Source organism: Anaerocolumna xylanovorans DSM 12503, from assembly GCF_900143645.1.
GTDB lineage: Bacteria > Bacillota > Clostridia > Lachnospirales > Lachnospiraceae > Anaerocolumna > Anaerocolumna xylanovorans.
Map to the genome: position 1 here is coordinate 844,581 of NZ_FRFD01000003.1, position 25,395 is coordinate 869,975.

Consider the following 25,395-nt stretch of genomic DNA (forward strand, 5'->3'; position numbering starts at 1 on the left):
ATGGCACCTGTATAAGAAAGATTATTAGAAGGAGGTTTTAGCATGGATGAAAAGAGGAAACTAACAAATGAAGTTGGAGCTCCCATTCCAGACAACGAAAATTCAATCACGGCAGGTCCCAGAGGTCCGGTTGTGATGCAGGATGTATGGCTGCAGGAAAAAATGGCGCATTTTAACCGTGAGGTTATTCCTGAACGGCGTATGCATGCCAAAGGCTGGGGCGCTTATGGCAACTTTACGGTTACCGGAGATATTTCCAGGTACACAAAAGCGAAGGTTCTTCAACCGGGGAAAAAGACTGATTTGTTTGTCCGTTTTTCCACCGTAGCGGGAGAGCGCGGAGCAGCGGATGCCGAACGCGATATTCGAGGAGTGGCCTGTAAGTTCTACACGGAGGAAGGAAATTGGGATCTTGTCGGCAACAATACGCCAACGTTCTTTATCCGGGATGTACATAATTTTTCAGACCTGAACCGTGCGGTAAAACGTGATCCGAGGACAGGTATGCGTTCAGCCCAGAACAACTGGGATTTTTGGACGATGCTTCCGGAAACCTTTCATCAGACCACCATTGTCATGTCAGACAGAGGCATACCTGCGTCCTTCCGCCATATGCACTTTTTCGGGGAGCATACCTTCTCGTTTTATAATGAGAAAAATGAGCGTGTATGGTGTAAATTTCATTTCCATACCCAGCAGGGTATCAAAAATCTGACGGATGAAGAAGCAGAAATCCTGTGTGGGCAAGACCGTGAAAGCCATGGCAGGGATTTATTTGAATCGATTGAGCGCGGTGATTATCCCAAATGGACAATGTATGTTCAAATAATGACGGAAGAACAGGCAAAAAATCACTATGAGAACCCATTTGACATTACGAAGATCTGGCGGCACAAGGAATTTCCGCTGATTGAGGTTGGGGTTCTTGAACTGAACCGTAATCCTGAAAACTATTTTGCAGAGGTTGAACAGTCCGCTTTTACACCGGCCCATGTTGTTCCGGGAATCGGTTTTTCACCCGATAAATTTTTACAGGGAAGACTGTTTGCTTATGGTGATGCACAAAGGTACAGACTGGGCGTTAACTATAATCAAATACCGGTTAACAGTGCCAAGTGTGAAGTGAACGATTACCACCGTGACGGTGCTATGCGTGTTGACGGGAATTATGGTGCAACGCCGGCATATACACCAAATAGCGCAGATGTCTGGTCACCGCAGCCTGACGTGGCAGAACCGCCTCTTGACCTTGAAGGTGCAATGTATCGTTTTGATCCCAAAGATGATCCTACCGATGATAATTTCCGGGCAGGCGGTGAGCTGTACCGCTTGATGACAGAAGATAAACGCAGGCTGCTTATTGAAAATACCGCACGTAATATTGCTCCGGTGACCGATAATATAAAGTACCGCCATGCGGTTCATTGTTTCCTGGCGGATATAGAATATGGAGAGCGTATGACGCAGGCAATAGGGTTGGATTTGGAAAAAGTCAAAGAACTGGCAACGCTTAACAATGCCGGTCTCATTGAGGCGACGAGAAATCCATGATAACTAAAAGCCGGTTGCTTCTTGTATTAGGGTTTATTCTGCTGGGTTTGGGTACAATCGGCATATTTCTGCCGATTCTGCCTACGACACCTTTTGTTCTGGCGGCAGCCGGCTGCTTTTCGGGAAACAAAAGGATGTCAGCATGGCTGCATAAAAGCAGGTTTTTCAGTGATTATATAACTAGCTATAAGAAGCATAAGGGTTTACAAAAAAGTACGGTAATCAAAAGTCTGGTGTTTCTCTGGACAATGATGGGTATCTCGGTAATATGTATGAAGACCCTTTGGGCCAGCATCTGTCTGCCGGTAATCGGGATAGCTGTAACCGTGCATATTTTGTATATGGCAAGGCCTAAAAATGCTTCTCACAGGTCAGAGGATAGGTGTTTGGATGATAATAGTCCGGGCGAGATAAAATAGGAAATTGAGATGGCAGACAATATAGATATTGTCAAAGCAGACCGCAGAGAGAGGCATTCTCCCTGCGGTTCTCTTAGTTTGCCCGCTCAAAGATATTACTCTATAGAGATCAGATTACTGGTGTATTTTATCTTTCCGGCTAAAACATCATCATAGAAGTCTTGTTTGTAATCGATAAAAACAATACTTTCTTCAATACTTTCAATTTCCTTTAAAAGGTTCTCTTTTTTTACTGCCAGAATCGTTTTTCTTATTTTAATAGACGAAGGTCCTTCTAGACATAAATTTAAATATTCCTTTATTTCTTTGATACTTAGACCGCATTTTCTCAAACATTGTAAGCTGCCCAGCCAATTTAGATCCCTATCATCAAAGATGCGGTAGTTATTATGGTCTCTTTTTACATTTGGTACTAAGCCTTCATTGCAATAGTACCGTAGAGTTTCATAAGGAATATGAAGCTTATCACAGACGTTTTTCATTGTATACATAAATTCTTCTCCATTTTCATAAATGATATTGACCTGTAGCCACTACAGGGTGTTACAATACAATTGTAATCACGTATACCGGATAATACAAGGAGGAAAATAGAATGAAAGTATTATTAATTAATGGCAGTCCAAATGCGAAAGGATGCACCTATACGGCATTAACAGAAGTAGAAAAGACTTTAAATGAAGCAGGCGTTGATACAGAAATCATTCATGTTGGAAATAAAGATCTTCGTGGGTGTATTGGATGCCGTCAATGTAAAAAGAATGGTAAATGTGTATTCAATGATATGGTAAATGAAGTCGCTCCAAAATTTGAAGCCTGTGAGGGCATTGTTATTGGGACACCAGTATATTTTGCTTCCGCGAATGGAACCCTTGTGTCATTTATTGACCGGCTATTTTATAGCGTTCCATGCGATAAAACAATGAAGGTTGGTGCAGCGGTTGTTTCAGCAAGAAGAGGAGGAGGTTCCGCGACATTTGATGAAATCAATAAATATTTTACGATATCAAGTATGCCAGTAGCATCCAGTCAATATTGGAATAGTGTTCATGGTTATACACCGGAAGATGTATATGCTGATGAAGAAGGATGTCAAACAATGCGTACACTGGGCAGAAATATGGCTTTTCTTATTAAAAGTATCCAATTGGGAAAAGAAAAATTTGGTTTGCCGGAAAAAGAAGAAAGAAAAGCTACAAATTTTATCCGTTAAATAAAAGATTGGCGATAATCTTCCTGGTGCAAGGCATTAACGCATTAATAAGCAAAATAATCTTGCTTCCCAACCTATAATTTGTTATAATATAATAGTGTTTTAACAGCATTCCTGGAAGTCGGGAATGCTTTTCTTATATTTTGCAAAGGAAATTATTGTTAACAATAAAAGGAACAACCCCATGGAATGGATGAAAGAAGGATTAAAGCTTTTAATAAGCCGCTCCGACAAAGAACAAAAAGAATTTGAGAAGTATAACAGTTTGCTCGTTTTAAGCAGAATTCGGCTTATTTCCCTGGCTGCTATTTTTCTGTCAATTTTTTGGGCCTATATGGATTGGACAATTATCAAAAATGGTGCCGATGGGATTTATAGTGTGACTCTTGTCGTAATGCACATAATAAGTGTAGCCGCTTCGGCTGCATTCTTGATTTTCTACAGGCGGATAACCGGCAAGAGAAAGAATAAGAATTACCGCATCATATATAATACTTTAAAGATATATGTGTTTTTGTATATTCTTTTTGGAGCAATTTCTTCTATTAACAGTCAAAGATATACCGGTAATATTTATTCCTATATTATACTATCACTGATTGCGGCGATTGCCTTTACCCTAAAACCGTCTTATATGCTTTTTGCATTCGGAGTAAATCATATGATTTTCCTTACGGGTATCGGTATTCTTTGTAGGGAGGCGGATTTATTTCTCGCAAAAATGATAAATGCCACAGTCCTTGCAGGTGCCGCTTTTTTACTCGGATTTATTTTTTACCGCCAAAGGATGAAGGAGTTTTTTTATCGAAAGAAATTAGTGGAAAACGAAGAGAATTTTAAAAAGCTTTTTTATGTAAATCCTTATCCTGTATTTATTACAAGATTGGACGATGGAAAGATTATCGAAGCAAATAGAAGGGCATGCAGTTTGTTAGAGATCAATGCAGAGGTATTGGATAGTTTGGATGGAATTGACTGTTATATCAAGAATGACAGCAGGCTGGCCCTGCAGGAAGAATTAAAGGAACATAACAGTACCTTCGACCGGATTGTAGAGTATGAGTTTAAAGGCAAGCAGATGTGGGTTACGGCAAACTATGAGTTAATTGATTATCACGGCGAGAAATGTATTTTAACAGGCATTATGGATATAACGGAAATTAGAAGAGCAGAGGAAGAACTGTCCCATTATGCTTCTTTCGATTCCTTGACCGGAATTTTGAACAGAAGAATGGGATTAAAAAAAATGGAAGAGTTGTTAGAAGAAGCCCAAGAAGATTTTATGGAATTTGTGCTTTGCTTTCTGGATATTAATAATTTAAAGGATGTAAATGATACTTATGGTCACGGCGAAGGAGACCGTTATATTCTAACCTTCTGTAATATGATCAAAAATAAACTGAACGAGGAAGATATATTTTTCCGCATGGGCGGCGATGAATTTATAATTGTATTCAGGAATAAGAACAAATCACAGGCAGAAAACATCTGGGACGAGTTTGTGAAACAGTTTGATGAAAGAAATGTACAGGGAGAGTTTCCCTATAACATTACGGCAAGCCATGGGTTATTTTACTATTGTACCGGCATGGATATAGATTTAGAGCAGATGATTGAAAAAGCAGATAAACAGATGTATAAAGAAAAACAAAGTTTTAAGAGAGAATATCAAACCAAAGATGGGATGGATTAAAGAACCCATCAGCAATCACATTCTGGTTTTGAATTATCCTGATACATACCAGCTGAATATAGAATCCCTTCAGTAAATATAGCAGACCTTGAAAAGGCACGCTGAGAAAAGAAACTAAAACAGGTGCCTTTTTTAGTTATGTTTATTCCCCTGTGAGCGTGATATTCAACACTTTAATCTTCTCGTTGTCAAGGGTAAAGTGGAAATCCAGAGGAAGCGGACTTCCCTCGAACTCACCAGTCAGTGTTGCGGTGACAATGGCTTCGTTGTCTCTCTCCGAACAGTTTGTAATATCCATAGTCACCTTTGCATCTCTGTTCGCCTTCAAAATATGCTCGCTTATCACCTCAGGTTCGCGAAATTCCATTCCTTCGTCTTGCAGGACAGCGTCTTCTGAAAAGCAGCCTGCGAGCAGTGTACCATCGTAAACATCGGAAGCATGGTAAAAAGCAGCAACGGATGAGGGCAATGGCACAGCTCTGCTGTTGGAAGAAAGAACAATTCTTAGGAGTTTCACTTTATCATTTTCCACGACAAAGTGAAAGTCAAGATAGAGCGGGTCCGGCACACCGGTTTTATCATAATCTCCATCTGCAATGGCCGTAATGACAAATTCCACAGCGTCCTGTATGACATTTGTGATCTCCAGCTGCAGATGATCTCCGAAATAGGTCTTCTCACTCCATATTTTTATTGCAGTTTTTCCGCGATACTCTTTTCCGGCATCGATTACAACGGCATCCTCATGAAATGCTGAAAGAAACGCAATAGGATCACCTGTATTTGCTGCGCGAAAATGTGTCTCTACGGCTTCCGGTAACTGGTAATTCTTATTTGTCTTTTTCATATATTTATTCTCCTGTTTTGTGTGTTATAGTGATTTTTACATTTTAATTATAACAGGCATAACCTGACGACATTATGTCAAGTTAAATATAAAACTTAAGAAACATGTCTCTTGGATATAGTTTGAAATGTTTTGCGGCAGAAGAATAATTTTTATAGTTAAATATGACAGAATGCCTTACAGTTTGGCTTGGTATAATAACAAAGTATGATTCCAAAAACCGATAAACAGGAATATCAGGAAAAGGAGAGGAAGATATGAACTTTAGTGAGGTAGTTGAACGTTCTGTTCAAATCAGAAAACTTTATCATCAGCTCGAAAGACAAAATCATGGAACAGAATGGACAGTAGAAGAGGATGCGCTGGCTTTCTTAACTGATGCCGGTTTGGTGGGCCGTTTGACGATGTCCCAGCAAGAGCGTTGGCCTAAAGGCGGTAATACAGTATTGGAATTGGAGCATAAGCTTGGCGAGTGCATATGGTGGCTGATTGTTTTGGCGGAGCGTATGAATATTGATATCAATAAATCATTGGATGAATTTTTATCAAATCTTGAAGAACAATTATAGAGTTAATCAAGAGGAGCTTATTAAACAGTGTAATTTATATGCGAAATGAACAGTTGCATTTTCAAAGGTTCGTAATTATATTTATAGAAATGAATCATATATTTTAATAAAGCAATAAATTGAGGAAATTATGATTATACATGTTGTGCAGCCTGGTGAAACGATTTATACGATAGCAGCAGATTACAATGTAGAGGTAACGAGATTAGTAGAGGAAAATGGGTTGATAAATCCCGAACAACTGGTTGTTGGGCAGACCATTGTAATCGCATATCCTGCGCAGGTTTATATAACACAGGAAGGAGATACTTTGGATAGCATAGCCGGGGAATTTGGGGTTACAAGAATGCAGTTACTTAGGAATAATACGTTCCTTTCAAACAGAGAAGTTATCTATCAGGGAGAAACAATTATCATTCGTTACGAAACGCAGGGCAGCGTCTCCATAAATGCGTATGCTTATCCATTCATAGATAAAGATATACTTAGAAAAACATTGCCTTTTTTAACCTATTTAACGATATTTAATTACCAGACAATTGAGAATGGTGAAATTGTAGGAAGTGATGAAACAGAGATTATCATGATTGCAAAAGAATATGGTGTCGCTCCCCTTATGTCTTTATCTACATTAACATATCAGGGAACAAGCAATATTGAAGCTGCCTATAGTGTTCTGTATAATGAAGAAAATTTAGAGCGGCATATTGATGCTATTTTAAGTATCTTAAGGGAAAGAGGTTATTATGGATTAAATATATCATTAGCAAATTTAAATCAGCAGAACACTCCGGCCTATGAAAATTTCATGACCAGGCTATCCTCGCGTTTAAGAGCAGAAGGATACGTGTTATTCATTACCATTATACCAAGAATCATTGTAAGCTCAAGCGAAATATCTTTTGAACAAGTAGATTATACGACTTTTGGAAGGGTGGCAGATTACATACAAATTTTAACCTACGGATGGGGTTCTTTTGCAGGCCCTCCTTCTGCAACATCACCTGCCTTTTTAACAAGGCTGGTGCTTCAAAATGCCATTACTATGATACCTTCTGAAAAAATATATACAGGAATCTCTGTTATCGGATATGACTGGCAAAGTCCCTACATAATAGGAATTTCCAGGGCTAATTCCTTAACGACGGATGCTGCGATTGAATTGGCCCTGCAAACAGGATCAACGATAATGTTTGAAGAAAATTCCCAGGCTCCCTATTTTGAGTATTTTGTACTAATTGCAGGGATACAAGTCAGGCATGTTGTTTGGTTCACTGATGCAAGAAGTATTGATGCCTTGGTAAGGTTTGTACCGGAACTTAGAATTCAGGGTGTAGGAATATGGAATATTATGAATTACTTTGCCCAAATGTGGCTGGTAATAAATTCACAATATGATATAAATAAAATCCTGCCTGAAGCTTAGCCATCTCTTATTTATTATAAAATAGCTCATTTGCTCTTATTTCAGGATGGTGGCAGCGCTCTATGCCTATGGTGCCCTTTTTGCATTGAATGGCTGCTTTGGGGCACTATTGCAAACAGGCAAAGCGTGACTGGAAATTTTTACCAAAAAGTTGTTGTTCAAATGGACTAATTGTTGTTAAATAGTTTTAATAAATACTTTATATTTTTATGGCATGAAGTTTTCTGCTATGGATTTACGAATAATTCTAGAGAGGAATTCAATTGCTATTAAAACAGCCATTGTCCAAGGAGTTGAAAATGGATGTTCTGTAGTCCGTCAGGCCAATATGGGGCATACTTCGGAAAGAAAAACTATGGTTTCTGAAATTCCAACTAAGGGAAGGTTTACAATATACCCCTATATCGGAAATGTTTTGCCGTGGTATTGTGCTGCTTATATTGTATTGTTTCTGTTAAATAATATTAGAAGGTACAGAAAATCCGGCACTTCTATCAAAGGGCCATTTTTTCATTAAAAAGATTGGCCCTTGCAGTCACCGATTATTATACAAAACGAAAGAATCCGGCGTTTCAGAGATAAATGCACCAGGCTGTAAAAATCCTTAGTTGCCTTGCCTTAAAAATAAGCAATAAGAATAAAAAATTTTGAAGCTATGTTTAAAATCTTTTATTTGATAGATACTATAAAGAATGGCAGCATAAAACAAATCGGTCAGTTTATTTTAATATGAGAGGAAAAAGAGAATATGTTAAAAATTGGTCAAACAAAAAAGAAAGGTTTCTTCAGACGTTCTGCTATTTATGTATTGATGGGTACCATGATGGTATTTTTATTAGCCGGATGCAAGAAATCCGATTCAACAGACAATTCATCAAAGAATGATGACCCTGATGCTACATCTTCCGCATCAATTGTTGATAGCGCAAGTGCATTTGAAAAGTCTATTGGTGCAGATGGTAACTGGATTATATGCCTGACAAAAGATCTTAAGGCTGATAAGGACCTTGTTGTTGACGGTGAGTTTACCAACGGTAAGAAAGATGAAAGCAGCGGTAAAGATATTGTACAGCGTAAAATAGCCTTATATGCACAGGATGAACAAAGAAATATTACCGCCAGATATACCCTGACTGTACCTAAACTTACAATTAAGAGTCCTAATGCAAGTCTGCAGCACGGGAAATTTGTCGGTGATGTAATAGTAGATGCACCTAATTTCCAGCTTGTAGACAATGCAGTTGAAGGTAATATTTACTTTACCAGCCAGGAAGTAAAGGATAGTTTTACTATGGATGAGACAAGCTCCGTATCCGGTGTACAGGAAGTTCAGTAATTATTCTTTATGTTAACAAACACACTTTGCTAAACCTATAAATAATCCTTAAAAAAGGAACCGACAGTGATGCCGGTTCCTTTTCCTATATAGGTTGTAGAATTTGTTTTCATCCATTTATGGCTGCCAACAGTTTTCCAGATGTTAATAAATCTGCCAATATTTTTAATTTAGTAGTTGACTTTTTTATATGGCTGTGCTAGGATACCTATAAATCATATAATACATATATAAATAGTATGAAATGTCCTTAAATACTTCAATTATCATCTTCTGTCGAATAAATTAAATATATTTAGTCGGCTTCGCTACAAAATTCGAGGACATTAGTAAAAAGGGAGGAAAATTATGAAATCAATAATGAAAAAAGCTACTGCCGGTATAATTGCATTAGCTTGTGCTTTTACTCTGCTGTTTAATACGGCGGCGGCTGCAAAATCATCGACTCCGCAGCAATATCCGTGGAGTGTGGTTACAGGAGGAACAACGGGAGACTATATTGCCGACTCATATGATGGCATACCTTCAGGCCATGTTTTTGAGTCAGTAACACAAGAACGTTTGCTTGATATCTTAAGCAGCAAAGGAAATTATTATATTGTTTTTGGCAGTCCTAAACTTGCTACCAGCCAAACGGTATTAGCTGCGATTAATGCACAGGCGAAAAAAGACGGAATAACTAAAATCTATCATTTCAATCCTTTTATCGACGGTTATCAGATTGATATTACCAAGAGTGATACTGTTTTTAAAACGGCTAATGGAACCTCGGTAAATGAGTTGTGGACCAGAATAACTGATTTGCTGCCATTAGACGAACCGATAACCGGTTATACTTCAAGCGACACATTGCTGTTTTCCTATAATAGCGAGAGCACTCCCAAAATAAAAGCATATTACAGTCTTAAGAATATAGAAGGATTTAAGGCGGAATCAGCTGCTGCCGATATAGCCAAGGTTTTTAGAGGAGGCGAAAGTACAGGTTCTGTGGTGCCTTCCACCATAAGGACAGACTTTGAATTCTTTAAAAGGGTATATAATGCTTCTGCAACCTATTTTAATTACAATAAGGGCGTTCCGGATCCTCTGGGAAACAGAACAGGTGCTGAAACCACAGAAATATTTACTGATGCCGACAAAGATGGATTTGCCTTACATCAAGTGAATTTTACTGAACTGATTAACCTGTTAAATTCACCGGGCGATCACATCATATTCTTTGGTGCGTCCTGGTGCCATAATACACAGGCAATTATCGGAAGTGTTGCCAAAAAAGCAAAGCAATACGGTTATCAGAAAATTTACGTATATGATACGACCCTGGGTAATCAGTTAACCTTTGGCACCGGTGCTGATATAAATAAAGTAACAGCATCATCAAGTGCTTTCAATTCCCGAAACAATGTTGATACCAGCAACGGAAATGGAAATATAAGTTATCTTTATGGAGAACTTGCGAAATATTTAGGAAACTTTATCACGGAAAATAACTCTAAGCAGAACAACAGCATATCTTATTATCCAAATGGAAACCTGACTGGTACAGCTACATCAACAGCTCCCTGGTTGTCCGGAGAAGGTGTAAATGCAATTCGTCTGCAGCTGCCTTTCTTAATCAGCTATAACAAGGATAAAGCAGAACCTGTAACAAAGCAATGGCTCCATAAAAATGCAGCTAACGATGGAACATATACGGAGTATATGCTTGAGCTTGCATGGGTTTTAAAAACGCCTAATGCAGTGGTGGCAGAAGGCAGTGTTGATGGCCTTAGTAAGATTGACTTTGCCAGCGAAGCAGTGGCATCTCTTGATAATGTATTGAAACCTGATAAATATGAAATATCACTATCCAAAACCGGTAAATACACTTTTCCGGCTGCGGCTGCCCACTACCCGGATCAAAAGGCTTATAGCGTAAAAGTAAAAAACATAGGCGGACCTACAGGAAAACTTACTATAGCATTGTCCGGATCCGGAAGTAAATATTTCAAGCTTTCAAAAACATCAATTGGCAGTTTGACTCTAAATGGCAGTGATTCTTTTACCGTTAAGCCTAAAGCAGGACTTAAGGCAGGAACTTATAAGGCTATTGTTACTGTCACCGGCAACAATAAAATTAAGGCATCTTTTACTGTGAACTTTACTGTAAAGAAGTAACAAAAGAGGCAAAACCGGTCGAAAAAACATGAGGATTAACAAGAAATATCAGGAAATGCATCCTAGCATATCCTGATATTTCCTTGATATTAAACATGTAATTAGAATTTTTGGCGCAGACAGGGAAAGGAATACAGAATAATGAATATAGACTGGTTATCGGCAGCAGCGTTAGCGGTTGTACTTGTATTTTTTATTATTATTTTTATTTTACAAAAGAAGAAAGTGAATTTTACTGCAATTATTTTAGGTTCTTTAGTAGTTGGTGTAATAGTTGGAATTATCTTTTCGGGACACACATCCTGGGTTATGCCTATCGGCAAAATCTATGTCAGTACGCTTAATGCTATTGTCAGCCCGCTGATTGTTGTATCAATCCTTAGCAGTATAACATCTTTGGGTTCTACAGCACAGTTAAAAGGCATAGGGGTACGCTCGATTTTCTGGCTGCTAATGACCACTTTACTTGCCATACTTCTGGCACTTGGACTGGGATTGACCTTTGGCATTGGAAGGAATTCTTACCTTTCCCTGGATGGAATTGATGCACAGACTTTTAAAAGTAAGGTGGTTCCGTTTACACAAGTACTCGTTGGATTTTTCCCGCGTAATGTTATCAGCGATATAGCCGAAGAAAATACTATTCCAATGATTCTATTTGCTGTTCTGATTGCAGTTTCCTATGTATTAGTTGCAAATGAAAATCGTGAAAAAGTAATAATATTTAAGAAATTTATCGAGGCAGTAAAAGAGATTATTTTCAAAGCCGTAGATTTTATCATCAGCCTTACGCCATATGCAGTATTGGCGCTGATTGCAACGGCAACCGGAAATGGCATCAGCCGCTCAGGCATTATATGGTCATTATTGGCTCTGCTCATTGTCTCATTCATAGCCTTTGCTTTAGACACCTGGGTTATTAACGCCGTATTGATAAAGTCATTTGCAAAGCTTAGTCCTGTAAAGTTTTTCCGCAAGATTTTACCGGCTCAGGTGGTTGGGTTTTCGACACAATCCAGTGCAGGAACATTACCCATTTCAACCGGAATACTTTTGGGTAAAATCGGAGTGGACCCTAAGGTTGCAAATTTTACGGCCCCGCTGGGAACCACAATAGGGATGCCGGGATGCGCCGGGATATGGCCTGTTCTAATCGCCATTTATGGTATTAACGGACTGGGGATTAATTATGGGATAAGGGACTATATTTTATTAGCAGTGATCAGCTTATTTGTTTCACTTGGAACAGCGGGGGTACCTGGAACAGCAACGATTACCACAGCAAGTGTTCTGACTGCTATGGGGCTGCCTTTAGAGCTCATTGTTCTTAGTATCCCTATTTCTGCAATTGCTGATACGGGCCGGACCGCGACGAATATCACCGGTGCATTAGTGGCCTCTGCGATTGTGGGACGCCAGGAAGGCAGCCTTAATGACAACATATTCAATGATATTGAGGCCTATGAAGCAGAGATTGACGAGGGTAACGGACAAAGCGGGGAGATGAATGATACAGAACCTGATAATAGCGTACCGGTCGGAGCAGGATGCCGGTTATGATTCCCGGAACCATGAAAGGAGAATGAGATCATATGAAAACTAAAATGATTTTTTCATTTGTGTTGATTTTTGTATTGGTACTCACAGTACCTGGCAGATATCACAATGTTTACGCAGCTCCGCTGGAAGACTGTGATTTGGATGGATATGATGATGCAACCGGAGTGCCCGTTCCATGGCCTGGTTATGATGAAACAAAGGGAGATACACCGGATGGGCCCGGCGGAAGTAAAACGCCTGCCACAGCACCAGGCAGTACGGACAGTACGGCAGCCGGTAACTCTAGCAGTGAGACACCTGGCAAAGCAAGCAGTGAAGATACTGATAAAGCGGATAGCGGGAAATCACGAAACACAAACGATGCAAATTCCGGAAAAACAGATAGCACAAAGTCAGCAAAAACAAACAAAGAAAATTCCGGCAAAGCGAACAAGGCAGATTCTGAAAAAGCGAACAGTACGGTGCAAGATAAAACAGGTAAAGCGGAATCCGGCAAAACAGGCAGCACGACATCCGGCAAGACGAACAGTACAGCGGCAGACAACACGGGCAAAGTAGAATCCGATAAAACGAGCGATGCAGATTCTGTAAAGACGAATAGTACGGCGCAAGAGAACACGGAAAAAGCGGAGGACAGACAAACAAGCACGACATCAATCGAAACGGACAATACGGGAAGCACAGTATCCGGTGAAGGAAGCAATCAGGATGGGGCCTCTCAAAGCGAAAATAAACAGGCTGAGGTGAATTCAGATAATGATGACACAGTGAATACCGACACACCGGCAGATGAGATTGAAACAGTCATAAATGCGAAAGGTTCGCTGGAAATTACAGAAGCAGCGGGTAGTATTATACATGCAGGAAGTTCGGTAATAGTTTTAGGTTCCGGATTTGCCGGAGATATCGATAATCTGGAAATTGAAATTCAATCGGAACCCAGACAATTAGGAATTGTTGAGTCTTCTAAGAATGGGTCATTTGAGGCAAAGCTCAATATCCCGGAGGATCTGAAAGCAGGGATACACCATATTGTTGTTCTCTATCAGGGAAAAGAGATTACACGCCAGCAGATTGAGGTTGGACCCAAAGCGGCAGATAGTTTTTTACAAGCACTTTCCGTAGGATTTACAAAGGATAACAAAGGGCTGATTCCAGGTCTTTTGATTCTGTTAGTACTTTTCGTATCCGGAACAGGTGTTTTAGGGGTCAATGTACTTTTTCATTCCCGACAACTTAAGTAAAAAATAAAGGCTATGTTTTTCTGAAAACGAAAAGCAATAGCCTTTTTTTATTAAAATGGATTTTGAAAAGATTTTACTTCTGCCTGGAGGCGTAAATGGCGGTAAGATAGTATTCGCAGGAACGCCACTTGAAATGTTAAAGAACGGAGAAACAAGTACGGCAGATTTTTTAAGAAAATCATCTGCACATTAGCAGTACCACATTAATAGCAGCCGTAAACCTGATAGTAACCTTGCGGATATCCGCAAATCGGGCATATTGCGGGAGCACATATTCCACTTAATATATTACCGCATCCCAAACAGATCCATAAGTTTTCCCTGGGTTTGCAGAATAGCTGATTGCTTTCCATATCGTCTGCAAAGGTTTGTAAAGTACTGTAATGATTCAGCTTAATATTTGCAATACCATTAAATAAAGAGGCTAAGTCATTATAACCTTCTTCTGTTGCGACACGGGAAAATTCATTATATATATCGTTTGCGACAAAGGCTTCCTGATTAGCTGCATCTACTAAATTTTGAAAGGTACTTGTATCTCCATCGTTAAGTATCCGGCGTAGTCTTTCACCTATAAACTGAGCATTTCTGGAGATTGTTTCAAAAACACCGCTGATTTCCAAAAGGATCTCTTGATCTGACCGTTTCTTAAAGAGACCATATAATGCATTAGTTCTTAATTCATTTTCTAATGCAGTTTGCAGGTTAAGATAAGTTTTACTGTCTTGAAATTCCAAGTTATCTCCTTGCAATACTTCTAGATTATTTTGATATATAGTATGTGTTTCAGATGATTATTGTGCTGCAACTCGCTGTTTTATAAGTTGCAATTTCTTATTTAGTACCATGAAGGGATTTCCAGAAATCGCCCTCTTTGTTGATGATGTTACTTATGCTGTTAAATGAAATCTTAAATTCCGGGAATCCGGCAGCATAAGGAGCAATATCATAGGGTGAGAAATAAATATATAGGTTATCGGCATCTAAATGAAAATACTGGTCCGGTTGGATGGAGGTGAAGGCATCCTGAAAATAAATGGACTGCCCTTTTTTGGATTCCTCTTTGATTTTAGCAGCAATTATTTTACTTAGTATTTCGACATAGTTGCTGTTTTCAAGGAATAAATCCTGGAGCTTGTAAGTCTCCCCGGTTTTAAGGTCAATAGGATAGTAATCATCAATTGGCATTCCATGGGCTGCCCCAAAGGAATAATCATAACCCAGCCTGTTTACCAACAGAATGTTATTTATTACCTTCCCGTCAAAGGAGTCCTCTACAGACAGATTATCCTCCTTTTTTAAATCCTTACGTTTGTCTATAAAGATTTTGTACAGATTTTCATTAATCGCTTTTGCCGTACTGCTGTCAGAAAGACCTGAAAGTACAGGATAATAAATGACTGCATATTTATTCGGTTTGAATTTTTCTGCTTTTAAAGTAAGGGAATCAGTTAACTTCACATCATTGGTAGTTTGATAGATAACCTTGCCATCAGTTGTTTCATAGGTGAGGATTCCATCGATTTCTGCCTTGATGATATCACCTGTAAGGGTGAGAGTTCCTCTTCCGTCGAATTTGGGAAGTGTATCGGAAACCTTGCCTAATGTATTGATAAAGAAAGTAGTAGTATCATCTGTTGCTGAAGCAAAACCATCACTGAATTTACTTAAATCGTAGAAAATATAATCCGTAAGCTGTGTACCGTCTGCCTTAAAAAGAGCATAGGGAGTAGTAAAGGTAGAGGAATAGTCCTCGGTTTCACTTTTTTGCATTACTGCAAATATATCATTGCCTAAATACATCAGATTACCATATCCGGTATAGTCAGAGGATACATTATTGGGAAGAGGAAGCTTCTTACCCTTGTAATCCATCGCTTCCATAACACTGTTTCCCACACTGTTGTAAACAATGTAACCATCATAAAAATCGGTTATATAGATATCATTTACGTTGATGTCATGGCTGCTAAGTATCTTGCCGGTCTTATCTATCTGCTGAATCTGGTTGTCTGCATATACATATGCATTCCCTCCCTCAAAAACAGATGCTTTATCATAAATAGCAGGCAAAACAACACTACCGGTCGTGTCAATATATCCTTCTATGGTCTTACCATCCTTGTAATCATCAAAAACAGCCATGCCTTCATGAAAGTCTCCTATACTGTAAGAGCTTTTATAGATGCTTTTGCCGGTCTCATCAATGACATTGTATTCGTTATCTTCCGAACTGTAAACAACAGCATAACCCTCGCTGAAATCAGATGCCTGATCGTAAATGGGACTGATTACAAAAGCGCCGGTTTGATCTATAAATCCGTATTTTTTTTCATCCTGGTCATTGATATAGGCTAAAAGCAGGCGGGAGCTGTCTTTAGCCTTTGTACTTTCTGATTTATCATCTTGTGTATCTGCAGTTATAACATCGGTCCGACTTGCTGTATTATCAACATTTTTTATCACCTGTTCATTTTTATTCTGTCTGCTGCAGCCGCTTGCCGCCAGAACAGTAAGCAGCAGTATTAAGAGTTTTAATTTTTTCATACAGCTTCTCCTTGTAGTCTTTTTCATATTGGATAATTTTATATATTTTCAGATAAATTTTTGCCAAATTCCTTCCAGAAACATGATCTTTGGAAGAAATGCTTCAAAATAAGGTACTATAACATATAGTTTATATACATTATACCAATGATGCGGGTAAGTTTCAAATTAAGTTTGTGTGACAAAACCATTACAGAGTTTCAGCGCATTCAAACTTCACGGAATTCTCCAGGGGTACAGCCAAAAGCCCTGTAAAAAGCCCTGTAAAAGGTCCTGGTACTGTCAAAGCCGCAGGAAAGGGCAATATCGGTAACCGTATTATCGGTTTCCTGTAATAATTTTAAAGCGTGCCTGCTTCTTAGACCGTTAATATAATCGATGAGAGAGCAGTCAAAATAGCCGTTAAAAATATGTGAAAATCTGCTCTTGCTGTATCCGAAATGTGCTGCAATTTCCTCCAGGTTAATGGGTTTAAGATAATTATCCTGTAAGAAAAGAAGTATTTCCTGTGCAAGGGAAATCGTTTTATTATTTTCTGTTTCAATAAGTCCGCTCTCTTTGATCAAAAGACCCAAAAGAGCATAGGAATAGCCTTTTCGGATACCGGAAAATACCGGTTCCTTGTTATCCGAATTGTAAGAGCATAATTTTTTAAACAGATGGAGAAGCTCTTCGGCATTGGGAGAATTCTCTATCAAAGGCTTTACAAAAGTCTTTCTTGAAAGAAGTGTTTTGTAGGTAGGAATGGAGTCTAAGGGGATTATTGCAATGTAAGCCTTTGAATAATCCTCGGTATCATAGCTGTGGATATCATAGCTTGGCATTATAAAAATCTGGTCCTTATTAAGATAGTACAGCTGACTGTTTAAGGTAACCTTTAGCTCCCCCTCCGTAACATATATCAGTTCGATGCTGCTGTGGAAATGGGGCCAGAATTTGTTATTAACCACTTCCCAGCAATTAAAAGTCTGCCGGCTGTCACGCATATATTCGTAGGAGGTATCACCGCGGTAACGGTTGGTTTCATTCTTATGTTTTGTACCCATAGAAACACTCCTTTGCAGCATTTTTTGTCATAAGGATACCATCATGTGACATGACAATTTCTCTATATGCTATTATACTGTAAAAGTAAACAAAATACAAATAGCAAAATGCAGATAGAAATACACAGCAATAACTGACATATTTAAACTGTTAAGTAATCCATACAAAAATAAAGGAGGAAGTATTGAATGAAAAAAGGGTTGCAGCTATACACCATACGTGATACCTATAAAAATGGTGAGGAATTTAAACAGGTTATTAAGAAGGTAAAAGAACTGGGATACGAGGAAGTAGAATTTGCAGGTTTTTCTGACCTGAAAGCGGAGGAATTAAGAGATTATCTGGAAGAATTGGGGTTGACGCCTATTTCCAGCCACCAAAGTCTTGAGAATCTGAAATCGCATCTGGAGGAGACCATAAGTTATCATAAGACTCTTGGAGTACCCTATATCGCCTGCGCTTATGCACCTACCTCTACGGCAGAGGAAGTAGAAAATCTCTTAAGTATCCTTACAAAGGCAAGAGAGGCTATAAAAGAAAACGGAATGGAATTATTATACCATAACCATTCCAATGAATTTGTAAAACTGCCGGACGGAAGACTTCCTATAGAGCTTATCAGGGAAACAGTTAGACTTGAGCTGGATACCTTCTGGGTGTTTCATGCAGGAGTAGAGCCTTGTGCTTATATAAAAGAGCATCAGAAGGATATTGCCCTTCTTCATTTAAAGGACGGAGATTTTGAAGGACATCCTCTTGCTGTGGGAGAAGGCTTCAACAATGTAAAAGGAATTGTTGCGATGGCGGGAAATATCGGCTTAAAGCAAATAATTGTTGAAAATGATCATCCGGTTCCGGATGGAATCAGTGATGTCGGAAGAAGCATTGAATATCTGAAAAAATTACTATAATAATATAAAGCTCCATAGTTTTCCTTCACACACCGGACCAGGGACACATTACCAATTCGGACAGTGTATTACAGGATAGCTATGGAGCTTCTTTGATAAACAGGTAATTGAGAAAGAAAAGCCCTAATGACAGAAAAATCCGTTTAATATAGGAATAAAATTAAAAAATGTGTATCGAAAGATAAATATTTTGACGAAATGGATAGTTTGAGATATAATTATAGAAAATAACAGGACAGAGGAAATAATTGACAATAACTGTAAAATGAAATACAATGAGAACAGACTATCTTTTAAAGACATCATTGAAAGCTGCTAAGATATGTAGTTGGGAGGTGAGACAGATGGGAGATAAAAATCCAAAAAAAGCGCCTAAGAAAAAACAGGGCTCAGAGAAGTCAGCTCCTCAGGCTTCTTCATCAGCATCTGCATCCAAAAAGGCAAAATAAAGAAATAGAAAGCAGACATAAAAAATTCCCAATTAAGGGAATTTTTTATGTTATGCGGCTATAGAAGGCAGGAGCTTATGAGAAAAAGAATCCGTATTACGGCAGGTTTGATGGCGGGGGTTTTAATCCTTTTAATGCTGTTTAAGATACAGACCTTTGGTGAGAACTCAAAAGTGAAGGAAACAGAGGATAAAGTATTAAAGATAAGCGAGGAGGAAAAGGAGAACCTTGAAATCCTATTTACCATAAATCAGAAGTGGGAAGAATTACAAAAACAGGCGGACGGAACTACCGAAAAAATAAAACAGCTTACTATAGAGAAAGAGAAATTGGAAAGTGAGATCGATAGCATAAATAATTCCTACAATAAACAGAGGGATACACTGGGGAAAATACTGGTGGCGTATGAAAGAAAAGGTACAGCCTCCTATCTGGATGCACTGCTTAGTGCAGGAGATTTAAAAACCTTTATCCGGTCTGTGAACATATTAAGGGATTTAACAGGCGGTGTTAATAAGCTGCTTATGGATTTAAAGGAAAATGAAGAGAAACTTTCAGAGGACAAAAAGAAATTGTCCGATAAAATAACAGAACTAAAGGAGGAAGAGAAAGAACTTACTCTTCAGATAGAACAGCAGGCGAAATTAAAAGCAGAGCAGGAGGCATTCCTTTGGTCCCTTAAAGAAGAAAAAGGCCATTATGAAGATCAGCTGGAGCTCTTAAAAGCGACCTGGGAGGGAGCAAAGGAATATTTTAAAGGAGACTTTGCAAAGGAATTTGAAGAGAAAATTCAGAGTGGAGCCATTACCACAGAGGATTTGAAGTTACATATTGATTTTCTAAAGATAAGCGGAGAACTAAAGGAGGAGAAGCTAAATGAAGCTCTCTTACCGATTGCTTTTCACTTTGAAGAAGGCAAGGCACAGCTGGTAGTACCAGATAGGGCCTTGACACTAACGGGAACCTTTGAGATAAAGGATTCTGCCTCCCTGATTTTTCAGGTTACGGAAGGGACTTTTTATGGCCTGCCGCTTGAGGAAAACTCTATATCAGAATTATTCCCGGAAGGATTTCCGGTAATTGACCTTGCAGCACTTATGCAAAATATGCAGTTTAATATAAAGCTTAATCAGGTTAAGCTGAAAAAAGGAGTATTGGAATTTACCTTAAAGCCGGTTTTTTAAAAGGCAGTATAGAAGAAAGGACATACCATGATATCAGCAAAAGATGTTTCACTTGTCTATCAGGATGGAACACTTGCCCTTGATAAGGTAAGTGTAACCTTAAAGGAGGGGGAGCTTGTATTTCTTACCGGACCCAGCGGTTCGGGAAAGACCAGCTTCTTAAAACTTCTGATGGGAATGGAGCTTCCTACGGCAGGAAATCTTACGATAGGCGAATCGGCTATAACAGATATGGGAAGAAAAGAACTAAGAAGGTACAGACAGTCAATCGGACCTGTATTTCAGGAGTTCAGGCTGATTGAGAAGAGGACAGCCCTTGAAAATGTCATGCTGGGATTAAGATTTTTAGAAGACTACGAGGGTAGAATAAAGGATATGGCACTGGAGGCCCTTAATAAGGTCGGGCTTTTACATAAGGCATATGGCTGTGTGGAGCAGCTTTCCTTTGGAGAGGCACAAAGGGTTGCTATTGCAAGGGCTGTGGTGAGAAAGCCTGATTTAATATTAGCAGATGAGCCTACGGGAAACCTGGACCAGGAAAATGCCGTGAAGATTTTAACCCTGCTCGCTTCCTTTCAAAAAGAGAATACTACGGTCATTATTACAACCCATGCTGCCCATTTGCTTCCGGAGGACAGGGAATTTGTACATCTTAGGATGGAAAGCGGAAAAATGAGTGCAGAAAGAAGTGGAGATTCAGGAGAGAAGCTACTATGAAAAAGTATCTCAAAAACACAGGATATTTCCTTAAGGAAACTCTTTTGCTGTTTAAAGGACAGCTGGCAGGGAATCTGGTATCCTTAATCGGAACAGCGCTCTTATTGATGCTCCTTGGCCTTATGCTGACTGGCTCCGGTGCGGCAAAAGAATTAACGGAGGGGCTGAAAGAAGAGGCAGAAATTAATGTTTATCCTTCTGATGGGGCTTTTAAGGATATGGATTTTATATTAAAGAGCATACAGCATACGCAAGGTGTCAGAAAAGCAACATTAATTGATAAGGAAGAAGCTTATAAGAGAATGGGAGCCCTGTTAAAGGAGGATGCTGCCATACTGGATGTATTCGAAAAAAATCCTCTGGAACCATTTATTGAAGTAAACGTTTCTTTAAAGGATTCTAAGGGTGTAGTGGAACATATAAAAGCAATTCCGGGCGTGGACTATGTAAGGGATAACGAAGAAATATTAATGCGTATAAAAGGAATATCGGATTTTACCGGAAAAATCAGCCTTTTTGTTCTGATGGCTGTCAGTATTACAACCTTTATTATCCTGTCCCATATGATAAGGCAGGGTATCTATAAAAACAGGGAGCAGATTAAGACATTAAGACTTTTAGGAGCATCAGAGGTCTTTATCGGCATCCCGTATGTGCTTTATGGCGTGCTGTTTAATCTGGCAGGAGGAATACTTGCTTCCCTGGTTCTAAAAGAGGTTATAAGCTCAATATATGCCAGCATGAATCTGGATATCCCCTTTCTTCCTCTGCCGGATAAGGAAATGCTGATACCCTATATCAGAACAGTACTTTTAGGCTACAGCGCTGTGCTGGGACTGATAGTAAGCCTGACTGGCGTCCCGTCAGTAGCTGACAAAAGGAGAGGAAGAAGGAAAAAAGGAAGGTAAATAATTTATAACAAAAGCCAAATCAATGTAAAGGAAATCAATACCTGGACAATGGCAAATTTAAACACCACCTGGGTGTTGGACCAGCCAAGCCTCTTTCTCACGTGGTCATGGATGGGAGTAATGGTATTTTTTAAGATATGGAGCTTTAAAAAACGGATTAAGGATAACTTTATAAGCCCAAGACCGCCGTCTAAGATAAGCATAAAGGCTGCGGGGATATAAAGCAAAGGGCTGCCCGTCTTTAATATGGCTATTGCAATAAAGAAGCCCAAAGCCCTGGAACCGGCATCACCCATCATCATAAGGCTTGGAGTAGCATTAAACCACAGATAGCTCATAATACAGGAAACCATAATTAGGAGCATATAGGTATCATTGGGGTCCATTCCTTTAATTTTTCCTATTCCAAAGACGGTTAACAACGTAATCACGGAAAGAGTACCGGAAAGGCCGTCAACACCGTCCGAGCAGTTGGTTACATTGATAGATACCCAGATTAATACCGTAGCCAGGATGACAAACAAGACAGGAGGAAGGGTAACAGGGTTGCTGATAAAGGGCACCTCAAAGGTAGAAGAATTAAAATTTACATAGGTAATGGCAGTCATAAGGGCAATGGCAAAGTCCAGAAGCCCTTTCTTTAATTCTCCCCAGGGATTTTTAGAGCAGTCGTCCAAAAATCCTGTCAGCATGGCAGCTAAGAGCATAATAATATAGATCAGTTCCTCTGTAGTAATCGGAAGGAACAGCAGGGTGGAAATAGAAAAGGTAAGTATAAATAAGAAGCCTGCACCTCTTGGCTTTCCCTGTGAGAGCTTGCCGTCATGGGCAAATGCGCGTCCGCCGTCTCTTGGCAGTATACCTGTACCGAATTTTAACAGCAAAAAGGTGACGGCATAGGTAAACAGAATGCCGATTAATGCGGTTGTTCTATAATCTAAGTGTGTATTTAACAGAGTTATCATGATTTTCTCCTATCATTTATTTTTTGCAGGCGGTGGAGCTGAGGCTTTAAAGTGATTTCCGAAACTACCAGTCCTTCCCTGCTTGTTATCATCATTTGGACAGCCTTTGCTACCTCTTCCGGCAGCAGATAAGTGTCAGATGTTTCGCCTTCCCTAAAGTCTGCATTCCGGTAAAAGCTGCTTCTTGTCATGTCCGGATGTATGGTGCATACCTTAACGCCGCACTTTCTTACTTCATCAAACAGGCTGGCAGAAAAGCTTGATAAAGCAGCCTTTGTAGCACCGTAGGCACAGCCATGGGTATTGCTCTTTAACGCAGTAACTGAGGATATGTTAATAATAATGCCTTTATGTTTTTTTAAGTCCCTAAGCAGAAGCTGGCTTAGCAATAAGGGCACTTCTACATTTACAGAGACCATTTCATGTATTTTTGCCTGATTCAATTCTTCATGGGGACCAAAATACCCAACACCTGCATTGTTTACCAGAAGATGTATTTCTTCTTTCTTTTGTATCTCCTTTATATGATTTGTTAATTGGGCGGTATTGGTGATATCACAGGTAATAGGGTGAAAATTACTGCCGTCTATAACATCCGGTAAAAAATTTCTGCCAAAGCCATAAACACAGTAGTTAAGTCCAAGCAGCATTTTGGTAACTTCCAAACCGATACCAGAAGAGGCACCGGTTACAATTGCAGTTTTCATGTTAACCTCATTCCTTCCAGAGATAAATATTATCCCCCTTTATCCATTTCGTCAACTCTAAAGTACAAAAATCAAGTATTTCTTCTGCCAATGCCTTCTCATAACTTAGGACACCTAAGGAAGAGGAGTAGGGATATTGCAGTATATAAGAATCCTTTCGCTGCTTTCTCATGATTTTCATGAAGTCCTTTGGGATGCGAAAGCAGCCAAGGCTGGCATCCTGTATCTTATCAGGAGGAATTCTTTTAAATACCTCGCAAAAGAGAGCACTGTATTTCTCCTTCCAGTCCTTAACAGCCAGAAGCGGGTCAAAGCACAGACGAACCGGAAAGCCAAGGGAAAGAGCATTATCGATTGCATTAAGTCTTTGGGAAAGGGAAGGCGTGTGGTGCTCTAAGGTTTCCTGCAAGGAAGGAGGGGATAAGGTCCAGGCAAAAATAAAATTCTTTAACGGAGCAAGCTCTTTCAGGGAAGCGGCAGCAGCACTTTTTGTGCGGCATTCAATGGTAAGTCCCTTATGGGAGGCAGCAAAAGCATGAAAGGCTTTTACATATCCTAACAGGGGTTCTATGGCCAGCAAATCCGTATCATAAGAGATGCAAAGGTAAATATCTCCTTGTGCCAGCAGCCGTTCAAGCTCATGAAAGGTATCCTCAAGGTTTACAAATACAACGAGGTTTGCGCTTGGAAACATTCCTTGCAGGTAGCAGTATTCGCAGTCATAGATACAGTTCATTACACAGGAGGTATAGTAAAAGCGGTTGTTTCCAAAATTCTGGCAGGTGGGTGCACCTTCATAGATTAAGGAGGAATGGCTTTTTGCAAGGATTAAAGAAGGGCTCTTTTTCTGCTCTGTGTAATTCTGTCCGCTTCGGTTGAAGACATCCTTATAGTGACCGATGGGAATAAGTTCAGCCTTGGGATAATGCTTTATAATCTGCTGTGTGACCGGATAACTGTAAGCTTCCTTTTCTATATATATGTGAGAAAAAAACGAATTATAAAAGGTTTTTCTTAAAGTAGTCAAGGTATTTCTTTCCTTCCGTTTTACTCTTGACCGGCAGGGGCAATTCTTCTGCCAGGTGCATGGCAAAGGGAAAAAAATCTCCGTTTACCAGCTTGTAATAGCGCAGGTACTGTCTTAGCTCATGTTCCATGGTTACCGATAATTTTAAATTCCTGGACAACTCTTCGATGTATTCGGCTTCTTCCCTAGTAAAATCATTGGTTTTATGTGGAATTTTATTCATGAGTTCGGTTATCCATCCGGCAATTATTCTGACATTACTGCTAACCAGCCCAGAGACATCAATAGCTTTATCACCAGTTTCGGTAGCTGGCATAAGGTAATCGGATATTATCTTTATGAACAGCATCTGATGGGGCTGGAAAAAGTAAGAACCAGCCTGATAAATAGCCGCAGCTTCCATATCTGCAAAGGAAAGAGACGCTTCTTCAAAAAGAGAATTTTCTGCACTGCAAAAAGAAGTTATAATGCTGCCTTCTATAAAGGGATGGGTATAGAGAACATCGGGAAAGTAAGTATGCCCGGTTTCCTGTTCAATAAGCTTATTGCACAGGATAGGGGTTCCCATAGGGAGGTCCTTTCGCCTGCTTCCGCAGATTCCCACATTTAAAAGTAAGTCGCTGCCAGAGAGGGATTCCCGGGTCAAAAAGGAAGAGGTGACAATAGCCGCCTCCATAGGACCGGTACCTGTTATATATAAAACGGTATCTTCATTTCGAAAAACCTGAAAAGAAGAAAAGTATAAGTCTTTTTTTAGATTAAAAAATTCAATAAAGGGCTTTGCTTCACTATAAAGTGCGGCAGCAATAATTAACATAAGCGTAAAGGCAAAAAGTAAACAGCCTGCTCCTTCCAAAAAAACTTATCTTTAATTATGTGTAACTTTCTTGTACATGTCAATCTATTCGTTATAAT

24 protein-coding genes are annotated in these 25,395 nt (G+C 39.4%); 15 read left to right on the plus strand and 9 right to left on the minus strand.

Annotated elements, in window-relative coordinates:
- The first annotated feature begins 42 nt into the window (after positions 1–42).
- Both BUF11_RS03480 and BUF11_RS03485 read left to right on the plus strand, forming a co-directional pair.
- Positions 43–1,551: a catalase gene (locus tag BUF11_RS03480; protein WP_073587377.1), complete on the plus strand. Its 1,509-nt coding sequence runs from the start codon at positions 43–45 to the stop codon at positions 1,549–1,551.
- A complete protein-coding gene (locus BUF11_RS03485) occupies positions 1,548–1,970 on the plus strand; it encodes a YbaN family protein (RefSeq protein ID WP_073587378.1) in 423 nt (140 codons plus the stop codon). Before BUF11_RS03480 ends, BUF11_RS03485 begins: the two co-directional genes overlap by 4 nt.
- A 95-nt stretch (positions 1,971–2,065) precedes the next feature.
- Here the strand turns inward: BUF11_RS03485 and BUF11_RS03490 are convergent, their stop codons facing one another.
- The gene (locus tag BUF11_RS03490) at positions 2,066–2,461 is read right to left on the minus strand and encodes a MerR family transcriptional regulator (protein ID WP_073587379.1); all 396 of its coding nucleotides are present in this window, start codon (positions 2,459–2,461) and stop codon (positions 2,066–2,068) included.
- Positions 2,462–2,565: 104 nt separating this feature from the next.
- Here BUF11_RS03490 and BUF11_RS03495 point away from each other — a divergent pair, with 104 nt between their 5' ends.
- Positions 2,566–3,183, plus strand: coding sequence for a flavodoxin family protein (locus tag BUF11_RS03495; RefSeq protein WP_073587380.1), 618 nt, complete (start codon positions 2,566–2,568; stop codon positions 3,181–3,183).
- A gap of 127 nt (positions 3,184–3,310) precedes the next feature.
- A complete protein-coding gene (locus tag BUF11_RS03500; RefSeq protein WP_073587381.1) occupies positions 3,311–4,876 on the plus strand; it encodes a sensor domain-containing diguanylate cyclase in 1,566 nt (521 codons plus the stop codon).
- 142 nt (positions 4,877–5,018) lie between these two features.
- Here BUF11_RS03500 and BUF11_RS23970 read toward each other — a convergent pair whose 3' ends face one another.
- On the minus strand, positions 5,019–5,723 hold the full coding sequence (locus BUF11_RS23970; protein WP_139243257.1) for a nuclear transport factor 2 family protein: 705 nt from the start codon (positions 5,721–5,723) through the stop codon (positions 5,019–5,021).
- 257 nt (positions 5,724–5,980) lie between these two features.
- On the opposite strand from BUF11_RS23970, the gene BUF11_RS03515 reads away from it, so the two are divergent.
- The 7 genes from BUF11_RS03515 to BUF11_RS03545 all read left to right on the plus strand — a co-directional run bounded on the left by BUF11_RS03515 (position 5,981) and on the right by BUF11_RS03545 (position 14,015).
- Positions 5,981–6,292 (plus strand): MazG-like protein, encoded by a 312-nt coding sequence (locus BUF11_RS03515; RefSeq protein WP_073587382.1) that lies wholly within the window; start codon positions 5,981–5,983, stop codon positions 6,290–6,292.
- Between the two features lie 130 nt (positions 6,293–6,422).
- Positions 6,423–7,718: a LysM peptidoglycan-binding domain-containing protein gene (locus BUF11_RS03520; RefSeq protein ID WP_073587383.1), complete on the plus strand. Its 1,296-nt coding sequence runs from the start codon at positions 6,423–6,425 to the stop codon at positions 7,716–7,718.
- A gap of 229 nt (positions 7,719–7,947) precedes the next feature.
- Entirely contained in the window at positions 7,948–8,235 is a 288-nt protein-coding gene (locus BUF11_RS03525) for a hypothetical protein (protein ID WP_073587384.1), read from the plus strand.
- 231 nt (positions 8,236–8,466) lie between these two features.
- Complete coding sequence (locus BUF11_RS03530) at positions 8,467–9,054, plus strand: hypothetical protein (protein WP_073587385.1); 588 nt, start codon at positions 8,467–8,469, stop codon at positions 9,052–9,054.
- A 348-nt stretch (positions 9,055–9,402) separates the two neighbouring features.
- The gene (locus tag BUF11_RS03535; protein ID WP_073587386.1) at positions 9,403–11,211 is read left to right on the plus strand and encodes a hypothetical protein; all 1,809 of its coding nucleotides are present in this window, start codon (positions 9,403–9,405) and stop codon (positions 11,209–11,211) included.
- Between the two features lie 141 nt (positions 11,212–11,352).
- Complete coding sequence (locus BUF11_RS03540; protein WP_073587387.1) at positions 11,353–12,771, plus strand: dicarboxylate/amino acid:cation symporter; 1,419 nt, start codon at positions 11,353–11,355, stop codon at positions 12,769–12,771.
- A 32-nt stretch (positions 12,772–12,803) separates the two neighbouring features.
- A complete protein-coding gene (locus tag BUF11_RS03545) occupies positions 12,804–14,015 on the plus strand; it encodes a hypothetical protein (protein WP_073587388.1) in 1,212 nt (403 codons plus the stop codon).
- 203 nt (positions 14,016–14,218) lie between these two features.
- Here the strand turns inward: BUF11_RS03545 and BUF11_RS03550 are convergent, their stop codons facing one another.
- From BUF11_RS03550 to BUF11_RS03560, 3 genes are all read right to left on the minus strand, one after another.
- Complete coding sequence (locus BUF11_RS03550; protein ID WP_073587389.1) at positions 14,219–14,752, minus strand: rubrerythrin family protein; 534 nt, start codon at positions 14,750–14,752, stop codon at positions 14,219–14,221.
- A 97-nt stretch (positions 14,753–14,849) separates the two neighbouring features.
- Positions 14,850–16,562 (minus strand): WG repeat-containing protein, encoded by a 1,713-nt coding sequence (locus tag BUF11_RS03555; protein ID WP_073587390.1) that lies wholly within the window; start codon positions 16,560–16,562, stop codon positions 14,850–14,852.
- Positions 16,563–16,771: 209 nt separating this feature from the next.
- A complete protein-coding gene (locus BUF11_RS03560) occupies positions 16,772–17,608 on the minus strand; it encodes an AraC family transcriptional regulator (protein WP_073587391.1) in 837 nt (278 codons plus the stop codon).
- A 189-nt stretch (positions 17,609–17,797) separates the two neighbouring features.
- Here BUF11_RS03560 and BUF11_RS03565 point away from each other — a divergent pair, with 189 nt between their 5' ends.
- The 4 genes from BUF11_RS03565 (at position 17,798) to BUF11_RS03580 (ending at position 21,778) form a co-directional block, all read left to right on the plus strand.
- A complete protein-coding gene (locus BUF11_RS03565) occupies positions 17,798–18,520 on the plus strand; it encodes a sugar phosphate isomerase/epimerase family protein (RefSeq protein ID WP_073587392.1) in 723 nt (240 codons plus the stop codon).
- 526 nt (positions 18,521–19,046) lie between these two features.
- Positions 19,047–20,153, plus strand: coding sequence for a coiled-coil domain-containing protein (locus BUF11_RS03570; RefSeq protein WP_139243258.1), 1,107 nt, complete (start codon positions 19,047–19,049; stop codon positions 20,151–20,153).
- 27 nt (positions 20,154–20,180) lie between these two features.
- The gene (locus tag BUF11_RS03575; protein WP_073587394.1) at positions 20,181–20,870 is read left to right on the plus strand and encodes a cell division ATP-binding protein FtsE; all 690 of its coding nucleotides are present in this window, start codon (positions 20,181–20,183) and stop codon (positions 20,868–20,870) included.
- On the plus strand, positions 20,867–21,778 hold the full coding sequence (locus tag BUF11_RS03580; protein ID WP_073587395.1) for a cell division protein FtsX: 912 nt from the start codon (positions 20,867–20,869) through the stop codon (positions 21,776–21,778). Before BUF11_RS03575 ends, BUF11_RS03580 begins: the two co-directional genes overlap by 4 nt.
- A 5-nt stretch (positions 21,779–21,783) precedes the next feature.
- Here the strand turns inward: BUF11_RS03580 and BUF11_RS03585 are convergent, their stop codons facing one another.
- Genes BUF11_RS03585 through BUF11_RS03600 form a run of 4 tightly spaced genes read right to left on the minus strand, consistent with a single transcriptional unit; the run spans position 21,784 to position 25,336 of the window.
- Positions 21,784–22,746: an MraY family glycosyltransferase gene (locus tag BUF11_RS03585; protein WP_073587396.1), complete on the minus strand. Its 963-nt coding sequence runs from the start codon at positions 22,744–22,746 to the stop codon at positions 21,784–21,786.
- Positions 22,743–23,453 (minus strand): SDR family oxidoreductase, encoded by a 711-nt coding sequence (locus tag BUF11_RS03590; protein WP_073587397.1) that lies wholly within the window; start codon positions 23,451–23,453, stop codon positions 22,743–22,745. The genes BUF11_RS03585 and BUF11_RS03590 overlap by 4 nt, the downstream gene beginning before the upstream one ends.
- Positions 23,454–23,460: 7 nt before the next feature.
- Entirely contained in the window at positions 23,461–24,480 is a 1,020-nt protein-coding gene (locus BUF11_RS03595; RefSeq protein WP_073587398.1) for an SPL family radical SAM protein, read from the minus strand.
- The gene (locus BUF11_RS03600; RefSeq protein WP_073587399.1) at positions 24,452–25,336 is read right to left on the minus strand and encodes a 5'-methylthioadenosine/S-adenosylhomocysteine nucleosidase family protein; all 885 of its coding nucleotides are present in this window, start codon (positions 25,334–25,336) and stop codon (positions 24,452–24,454) included. Before BUF11_RS03600 ends, BUF11_RS03595 begins: the two co-directional genes overlap by 29 nt.
- Positions 25,337–25,395 lie beyond the last annotated feature (59 nt).

What these genes read in the sequence shown, in the direction of transcription:
- BUF11_RS03480 (WP_073587377.1), top strand. Translation starts at nt 43, where the DNA reads ATGGATGAAAAGAGGAAACTAACAAATGAAGTTGGAGCTCCCATTCCA.
- BUF11_RS03485 (WP_073587378.1), top strand. Translation starts at nt 1,548, where the DNA reads ATGATAACTAAAAGCCGGTTGCTTCTTGTATTAGGGTTTATTCTGCTG.
- BUF11_RS03490 (WP_073587379.1), bottom strand. Translation starts at nt 2,461, where the DNA reads ATGTATACAATGAAAAACGTCTGTGATAAGCTTCATATTCCTTATGAA.
- BUF11_RS03495 (WP_073587380.1), top strand. Translation starts at nt 2,566, where the DNA reads ATGAAAGTATTATTAATTAATGGCAGTCCAAATGCGAAAGGATGCACC.
- BUF11_RS03500 (WP_073587381.1), top strand. Translation starts at nt 3,311, where the DNA reads ATGCTTTTCTTATATTTTGCAAAGGAAATTATTGTTAACAATAAAAGG.
- BUF11_RS23970 (WP_139243257.1), bottom strand. Translation starts at nt 5,723, where the DNA reads ATGAAAAAGACAAATAAGAATTACCAGTTACCGGAAGCCGTAGAGACA.
- BUF11_RS03515 (WP_073587382.1), top strand. Translation starts at nt 5,981, where the DNA reads ATGAACTTTAGTGAGGTAGTTGAACGTTCTGTTCAAATCAGAAAACTT.
- BUF11_RS03520 (WP_073587383.1), top strand. Translation starts at nt 6,423, where the DNA reads ATGATTATACATGTTGTGCAGCCTGGTGAAACGATTTATACGATAGCA.
- BUF11_RS03525 (WP_073587384.1), top strand. Translation starts at nt 7,948, where the DNA reads ATGGATTTACGAATAATTCTAGAGAGGAATTCAATTGCTATTAAAACA.
- BUF11_RS03530 (WP_073587385.1), top strand. Translation starts at nt 8,467, where the DNA reads ATGTTAAAAATTGGTCAAACAAAAAAGAAAGGTTTCTTCAGACGTTCT.
- BUF11_RS03535 (WP_073587386.1), top strand. Translation starts at nt 9,403, where the DNA reads ATGAAATCAATAATGAAAAAAGCTACTGCCGGTATAATTGCATTAGCT.
- BUF11_RS03540 (WP_073587387.1), top strand. Translation starts at nt 11,353, where the DNA reads ATGAATATAGACTGGTTATCGGCAGCAGCGTTAGCGGTTGTACTTGTA.
- BUF11_RS03545 (WP_073587388.1), top strand. Translation starts at nt 12,804, where the DNA reads ATGAAAACTAAAATGATTTTTTCATTTGTGTTGATTTTTGTATTGGTA.
- BUF11_RS03555 (WP_073587390.1), bottom strand. Translation starts at nt 16,562, where the DNA reads ATGAAAAAATTAAAACTCTTAATACTGCTGCTTACTGTTCTGGCGGCA.
- BUF11_RS03560 (WP_073587391.1), bottom strand. Translation starts at nt 17,608, where the DNA reads ATGGGTACAAAACATAAGAATGAAACCAACCGTTACCGCGGTGATACC.
- BUF11_RS03565 (WP_073587392.1), top strand. Translation starts at nt 17,798, where the DNA reads ATGAAAAAAGGGTTGCAGCTATACACCATACGTGATACCTATAAAAAT.
- BUF11_RS03570 (WP_139243258.1), top strand. Translation starts at nt 19,047, where the DNA reads ATGAGAAAAAGAATCCGTATTACGGCAGGTTTGATGGCGGGGGTTTTA.
- BUF11_RS03575 (WP_073587394.1), top strand. Translation starts at nt 20,181, where the DNA reads ATGATATCAGCAAAAGATGTTTCACTTGTCTATCAGGATGGAACACTT.
- BUF11_RS03580 (WP_073587395.1), top strand. Translation starts at nt 20,867, where the DNA reads ATGAAAAAGTATCTCAAAAACACAGGATATTTCCTTAAGGAAACTCTT.
- BUF11_RS03585 (WP_073587396.1), bottom strand. Translation starts at nt 22,746, where the DNA reads ATGATAACTCTGTTAAATACACACTTAGATTATAGAACAACCGCATTA.
- BUF11_RS03590 (WP_073587397.1), bottom strand. Translation starts at nt 23,453, where the DNA reads ATGAAAACTGCAATTGTAACCGGTGCCTCTTCTGGTATCGGTTTGGAA.